Origin of the sequence: Promicromonospora kroppenstedtii DSM 19349 (genome assembly GCF_000515355.1) — a bacterium.
GTDB classification, from domain to species: domain Bacteria; phylum Actinomycetota; class Actinomycetes; order Actinomycetales; family Cellulomonadaceae; genus Promicromonospora; species Promicromonospora kroppenstedtii.
Genome location: NZ_KI911686.1, coordinates 65,962 through 71,551 on the forward strand (window position 1 = coordinate 65,962; position 5,590 = coordinate 71,551).

Below are 5,590 nucleotides of genomic sequence, written 5' to 3' on the forward strand. Positions count from 1 at the left end.
TGGCGGGTGCCGCAGCCCTGGCTCGACCGGCTCCGCCGGGTGCCGCTGTCGGGCGCCTCCCCGCCCGGGACCGCCGTCGTCGAGCTCGTCGAGGCCCTGACCGACCGGCAGCTCGGCATCCTGCGGATGCTGCCGAGCCGGCTGAGCCTGCGCGAGATCGCCGACGAGCTGTTCATCTCCGTGAACACCCTCAAGTTCCATCTCAAGGTGATCTACCGGAAGCTGGGCTGCGGCTCCCGCGCCGAGGCGGCCGACCTCGCCCGGGCGCTGATGAACCGGCACCGGCGCGGTCAGCCAGAGGGGGCCTGGCGGCGCTGAGCCTGGCGGCGCTGCGTCCCGCTCACCCTGCGCCGGGCGCCGTCAGCGCGGCGAGCGCCGCCTTGGTCTTGGTCTCCTGCGGGGCGCTCAGGTCGAGGCCCTTGCCCGCGAGGATGGCCTTGGTCTCCGCGGCGGCCTGGAAGGCGGCGGCCGGCGGAGCCTTGGTGGACAGTTCCAGGATCCGTTTGCCGTCGGGCATGGCCCACAGCTCGGCGACCATGCGCCGCGGGTACCCCTTGGCGCGGAACCGGCACTTGATCAGGTTGACCGGGCCGAGTACGACGAGGTCGTCGGGCGAGACGTCCTCGGGCATGCGCTCGCGCAGCAGGGCCCGCTGGTCGTCGTCGAGCATGCCGTGGATGCCGCGGGCGCCGGTCATCATCCTGCGCACCTTGCGGTCGGGCGCCTGGACGGTGAGCGAGCACGAGCAGGTGTAGCCGGCAGGTGAGGCGTCCACCTCGACCTTGAAGCCGTCGTGGCCGCGGTAGCCCTCGGGCACGTCCTCCGGCATCGCGGGCCGGAGCTTGACCGTCAGGTCGCCGGGCTTGCGCTGGGTGCGCCGGGCGCGCAGCACCACGCCGGCGTCCGAGAGCCGCAGGTCGGGGGTGTCGACGAACGCGACCTGGCGCACGACGGCGTCGAGCGGATCGATGCCGAGGACCCGCACGACGGAGCGCTGGAAGTCGTCGGGGACGGTGAGCTTGAGCTCGACCGAGTCGACGTCGGGCAGGAGCGCGAGGATGCCGGCGAGCTGGTCGGCGTCGTACGTGGGGATGGCGGACATGGGGGCCTCCGGGGGTCTGTCCCGTGATCATGGCGCGCACCCGGGTGGCGCAGGTCCACCCCGGTCCGGGTGGGCCGCGACCACCCGGGGTGGTGTCAGTGTCGTGCCGGAAGCGTTGTACCCGCCCGCCACCACAGGAGGCCCGGAGATGACCGAGCTGGACGTCGGACCCATCGACTACCTTGCGCTGGAGTTCCCGGAGAGCAGGCTGAACGGCCAAGGTCTGGCGGCCCTGCTGGACCTGGTCGAACGGGGGATCATCCGGATCCTCGACCTGCGGGTCGCGCGTCGGACCGAGGAGGGCGACGTCGTCGCCGTCGAGCTGCGCGACCTCGACCACGACGGCGAGCTGGACCTCGCCGTGTTCGAGGGCGTGGGCTCGGGCCTGCTCGACGACGACGACCTGAACCAGGGCGTCGAGCTGATCGCCCCGGGCAACGCCGTCGGTCTGATCGTGTACGAGAACACGTGGGCCGGCCCGTTCGTGACGGCCATGCGCGCCGCCGGTGCGGAGGTGATCGCCAGCGGCCGGATCCCGGTCGAGGACGTGGCCGCGGCGCTGGACGCCCTGGAGGCGGAGCAGACCTCGCCGAGCACGACGCCGGCGCAGACCCAGGGAGGGGAAGTCTGATGGGACTCATCGGAGGCATGGCGCGAACAGCGGTCGTGGCCGGCACGGCCACGGCGGTGTCCAACCGGGTCTCGCGGCGGCAGGCGAACCGCTGGGCGGCGCAGGAGAGCTATGCGCAGCCGCAGGCCCCGCAGCAGGTCTACGTGGCACCTCCGCCACCACAGCCCGCGTCGTCCGGGTCGGAGGACGTGATCGCCCAGCTCGAACGGCTCGGCAAGCTGCGGGACGAGGGCGTCCTGACCGACGCCGAGTTCAGCGCGCAGAAGGCCAGGCTCCTGGCCGGCTGAGGGGTTTCCGCCGGCGGCTCCGTCCGCGGGCTCACGCGTACCGCTAGGACCGGAGGCTACTCATGAGCGCCATGGACGTACCGAACGAACCCGCGGCCGAACCCCTGGTCGAGGCGGTCGCCCGCAAGAAGGTGCCGGCCACGGCGTGGATCTCGTGGGTCGCGCTCGCGATGATGACCACGAGCTCGGTGGCGAGCCTGCGCGCCGCCCCGACCATGGCGGTCTACGGGCTGGCGTGCGTCTTCCTGTACCTGGTGCCCGCCGTGGTCTTCCTGCTTCCGACGTCGCTCGTCTCCGCCGAGCTCGCGTCGGGCTGGAAGGGCGGCGTGTACAACTGGGTGGCGCGCGGCATCTCCAAGCCCATGGGGTTCCTCGCGGTGTGGTGCCAGTTCGCGATGACGATCTTCTACTACCCCAGCCTGCTGGGGTTCGTCGCGAGCACGCTGGCCTACGTCTTCAACCCGTCGCTCGCGAGCAGCGGCGTCTGGACGGCGTGCGTCATCATCGTCGTCTACTGGAGCGGCGTGTGGGTCTCGTCGCGTGGCACCAAGGGAGTCGCGGGGCTGGCCAGCGGCGGCCTGATCATCGGCACGCTGGTTCCCGGCGTGGTCCTCGTGGTGCTCGGCATGGTGTTCCTCGGCCAGGGCAACGAGTCAGCCGCGCCGATGACCGCGGACAACCTGCTGCCCGCGTGGGCGGGGCTGTCCAGCCTCGTGCTGATCGTGAACAACTTCCTGTCCTACTCGGGCATGGAGATGAACGCGGTGCACGTGTCGTCGCTGCGGAACCCGGCCAAGGAGTTCCCGAGGTCGATGTTCCTGGCGATGACGCTGGTGCTGCTGATCTTCATCCTCCCGGCCCTCGCGATCAGCTGGGTGGTGCCCGCCGACCAGCTCTCCCTCACAGCGGGCGTCATGCAGGCCTTCGACGCGGTCTTCGCCAACTTCGGGACGCAGTGGCTCACCCCGATCGTCGGGATCATGCTCGTGACGGCGTCGCTCGGCGGCATGCTCACCTGGCTGGCCGGCCCGTCCAAGGGCCTGCTGCTGATCTCCCGGCAGGAGGGCTACCTGCCACCGTTCCTGCAGCGGCTCAACAAGAACGGCGTGCAGCAGAACATCCTGGTGGTCCAGGGCGTCGTCACGACGGCGATCGGCCTGATGTACGCGCTGATCCCCAACGTCTCCAGCGCCTACTGGATCTTCTCCGTGATCACGACGCAGGTGTACCTGATCATGTACCTGCTCATGTTCGTCGCGGCCATCGGGCTGCGGCGCAAGTACCCCGACCATCCACGCGGGTTCCGCAGCCCCATGCTCAAGTCGCTCTGCGGCATCGGCTTCGGGGCGTCGCTCGCGGCCCTGCTCGTCGGGTTCGTACCGCCGTCCCAGTTCGGCGGGGGCAACCCTTTCGTGTACGTCGCGATCGTCGTGGTCGGCGCGCTGGGCCTCGGGCTGCTCGTCCCGTACCTCTTCTACCGGGCGCGCAAGCCCTCGTGGAAGCAGGAGAGCACGACCGAGGAGGTGAGTCCGGGATGAGCACCCCCGACGAGACCCAGTCCGGGCGCGAGCGTGCGCTCCTCTACGTCGTGTTCGGCGTCGTGATCGCCGCGCTCCTGGTCCTGGGCCTGGTCCTCTTCCGCGCGGCGGACCGCAGCCGCGACGCAGAGGCCAAGGCCGACGAGCTGATCCAGGCGCTCGACGCCGCCGGCGCCACGGTCACGCCGTCGAAGGACCAGATCGTCCGTGTGCTCGGGGACGACGGCGGAGCGACGTGCGCCGACCCGAACGACCCCCTGACCCGGGCGACGCTGCAGGCCCAGCTCGCCAACGGGGCGTCGGGACCGGGGTCCCGGCCCGTGATCTCGGACCGCAAGATCCTGCACGGTCAGCTCCTGATCATCCAGGTCTACTGCCCCGACGAGCTCGAGGAGTTCCAGCAGTACGTGGACAACCTCCAGACCGACGACGTGGCGGGGGCCTGATCATGGACCTCCGGAGCAGGGTCGGCGACGAGATGCCGCGCGTCCGCGACGAGCTCGCCGAGCTGGTCGCGATCCGGTCCGTCGCGGACCCCCGGCAGTTCCCGCCCGAGGAGTGCGAGCGCGCCGCGCGCTGGGTGCTCGACAAGTTCACGGACCTGGGCTTCGGCGACGCCCACCTGGAGCGGACGGCGGACGGCAGCATGGCCGTCGTCGGCTCCCGGCCCGGCCCGGACCCGTCGGGACCCACGGTGCTCCTCTACGCGCACTACGACGTGCAGCCGCCGCTGGACGAGTCGGCCTGGCGGACGCCGCCCTTCGAGCTCACCGAGGCCGACGGCCGCTGGTACGGCCGCGGTACCGCCGACTGCAAGGGCAACATCGTGATGCTGCTGGCCGCGCTCCGTGCCCTGGACGAGGTGCCGGTGAACCTCAAGCTCGTCGTCGAGGGCTCCGAGGAGCAGGGCACCGGCGGGCTGGAGGCGTTCGTGCCCGGGCACGCCGACCTGCTGCGCGCCGACGCCGTGCTGGTGTGCGACACCGGCAACGCCGCCGTCGGCCATCCCGCGGCGACCGTCAGCCTGCGCGGGATGGTCAACGTGGTGCTGACCCTCCAGGCGCTCGGCGCGGAGGTCCATTCCGGCATGTTCGGAGGCGCCGCCCCCGACGCGCTGGCCGCGCTCGTCGCGGTGCTCGGGACCCTGCGTGACGGCGACGGGAACACCACGGTCGCCGGGCTCGACCGCCACGGGACCTGGCCCGGCGAGCCGTACCCGGCCGACCGGTTCCGCTGGGACGCGACCGTGCTGGAGGGCGTGTCCCTGCTCGGTGACGGCACCGTCGCGGACCAGCTCTGGGCGCGGCCGGCGCTGACCGTCCTGGGCATCGACTGCCCTCCGGTCGTGGGCTCGGCGTCGGCGATCACGCCCCGCGCGTCCGCCCGGCTGAACCTCCGGATCCCGCCCGGCACCACGGCGGACAAGGCCCGGGCGGCGCTCGAGAACCACCTGCGGGCCGCGGCCCCGTGGGGCGTCGCCGTCCAGATCACGGTCGAGGCCGAGGGCGAGCCGTTCCTCGCCGGGGTCGACGGGCCCGCGTTCCACGCGCTCGGCACCGCCCTCGAGGAGGCCTACGGCCGGCCGATGGCCAAGCTCGGCCAGGGTGGGTCGATCCCGTTGTGCAACGTCTTCGCCGACACCTACCCCGGGGCCGAGATCATCCTGGTCGGCGTCGAGGAGCCGCTCGCCGCCATCCACGCCCCCAACGAGAGCGTGGACCCCCGCGAGATCGAGTCGATGGCCCACGCCACGGCCCGCTTCCTCCAGCTCTACGCGGATCCTGCCGCCCGCTGACCGACAGCAGGTCCGCACCCGAAGGTGCGTGCGCATGCTTTCGATCTCGAAAGCATGCGCACGCACCTTCTTGGCGCGGACTCTTGCGCGCTCTCCTCCGACTTCGCTAGTGTCCCGTTCATCGACACAGCAGTCCCGATCAGTGGGACGGCACACAACGAGGTGAAGACGTGGAGATGAGTACGCTCACGCGCCGCACGGTCCTGCGGGCCATCGGCGCCGCCGGGTTCGCCGGCG

At 71.6% G+C, this 5,590-nt stretch carries 7 protein-coding genes; 6 read left to right on the forward strand and 1 reads right to left on the reverse strand.

Annotated elements, in window-relative coordinates:
• Positions 1–318, forward strand: a 318-nt coding sequence (locus PROKR_RS14925; protein ID WP_036964435.1) for a response regulator transcription factor, incomplete at its 5' end; no start/stop codon positions are given.
• A gap of 22 nt (positions 319–340) precedes the next feature.
• Here the strand turns inward: PROKR_RS14925 and PROKR_RS14930 are convergent.
• The gene (locus tag PROKR_RS14930) at positions 341–1,102 is read right to left on the reverse strand and encodes a CYTH domain-containing protein (protein ID WP_051433022.1); all 762 of its coding nucleotides are present in this window, start codon (positions 1,100–1,102) and stop codon (positions 341–343) included.
• Positions 1,103–1,250: 148 nt separating this feature from the next.
• Between PROKR_RS14930 and PROKR_RS14935 the strand changes: the two genes are divergently transcribed.
• The 5 genes from PROKR_RS14935 to PROKR_RS14955 all read left to right on the forward strand — a co-directional run bounded on the left by PROKR_RS14935 (position 1,251) and on the right by PROKR_RS14955 (position 5,353).
• Positions 1,251–1,733 carry a DUF6325 family protein gene (locus tag PROKR_RS14935; protein ID WP_036964436.1) on the forward strand — a complete coding sequence of 161 codons (483 nt, stop codon included), beginning with the start codon at positions 1,251–1,253 and terminating at the stop codon, positions 1,731–1,733.
• Positions 1,733–2,020, forward strand: coding sequence for an SHOCT domain-containing protein (locus tag PROKR_RS14940; protein WP_200836127.1), 288 nt, complete (start codon positions 1,733–1,735; stop codon positions 2,018–2,020). The genes PROKR_RS14935 and PROKR_RS14940 overlap by 1 nt, the downstream gene beginning before the upstream one ends.
• 62 nt (positions 2,021–2,082) lie before the next feature.
• Positions 2,083–3,558 (forward strand): glutamate/gamma-aminobutyrate antiporter GadC, encoded by a 1,476-nt coding sequence (gene gadC / locus PROKR_RS14945; RefSeq protein WP_036964437.1) that lies wholly within the window; start codon positions 2,083–2,085, stop codon positions 3,556–3,558.
• The gene (locus PROKR_RS14950; RefSeq protein ID WP_036964438.1) at positions 3,555–4,004 is read left to right on the forward strand and encodes a hypothetical protein; all 450 of its coding nucleotides are present in this window, start codon (positions 3,555–3,557) and stop codon (positions 4,002–4,004) included. Before gadC ends, PROKR_RS14950 begins: the two co-directional genes overlap by 4 nt.
• A gap of 2 nt (positions 4,005–4,006) precedes the next feature.
• A complete protein-coding gene (locus tag PROKR_RS14955) occupies positions 4,007–5,353 on the forward strand; it encodes a dipeptidase (protein WP_036964439.1) in 1,347 nt (448 codons plus the stop codon).
• Positions 5,354–5,590: the final 237 nt, after the last annotated feature.

What these genes read in the sequence shown, in the direction of transcription:
- PROKR_RS14930 (WP_051433022.1), bottom strand. Translation starts at nt 1,102, where the DNA reads ATGTCCGCCATCCCCACGTACGACGCCGACCAGCTCGCCGGCATCCTC.
- PROKR_RS14935 (WP_036964436.1), top strand. Translation starts at nt 1,251, where the DNA reads ATGACCGAGCTGGACGTCGGACCCATCGACTACCTTGCGCTGGAGTTC.
- PROKR_RS14940 (WP_200836127.1), top strand. Translation starts at nt 1,733, where the DNA reads ATGGGACTCATCGGAGGCATGGCGCGAACAGCGGTCGTGGCCGGCACG.
- gadC (WP_036964437.1), top strand. Translation starts at nt 2,083, where the DNA reads ATGAGCGCCATGGACGTACCGAACGAACCCGCGGCCGAACCCCTGGTC.
- PROKR_RS14950 (WP_036964438.1), top strand. Translation starts at nt 3,555, where the DNA reads ATGAGCACCCCCGACGAGACCCAGTCCGGGCGCGAGCGTGCGCTCCTC.
- PROKR_RS14955 (WP_036964439.1), top strand. Translation starts at nt 4,007, where the DNA reads ATGGACCTCCGGAGCAGGGTCGGCGACGAGATGCCGCGCGTCCGCGAC.